1 protein-coding gene is annotated in these 240 nt (G+C 47.9%); it reads right to left on the reverse strand.

From position 1 onward, the window contains the following. Positions 1–240: hypothetical protein (locus tag AB1471_RS19145; protein WP_367781053.1), on the reverse strand; the 240-nt coding region annotated here is incomplete at both ends.

Raw genomic sequence — 240 nt, forward strand, 5'->3', positions numbered from 1 at the left:
ATTTCCCCCTCCTCTTTCCCTTTCCCCTTTCTTCTTTCCCTCCCTTTTTTCTTTCTCTCCCTCCTCTCCCTTCCTTCTTCCTCTCCTTCCTTCTCCTCCCCTTCTTCCTTTCTTTTCCTTTCTTTCTCCTTTTCCCCCTTCCCTTCTCCTTTCCTCCTTTCTCTTCCTCTCTCCCTTTTTTTCCCCCTTCCCTTTCCTTTCTTTTTCCCCTCCCCTTTTCTCTTCTTTCCTCCTCTTTCC

The sequence above is a fragment of the Jeotgalibacillus marinus genome, from assembly GCF_040801915.1.
In the GTDB taxonomy this organism is placed as follows: Bacteria; Bacillota; Bacilli; order Bacillales; family Jeotgalibacillaceae; genus Jeotgalibacillus; species Jeotgalibacillus marinus.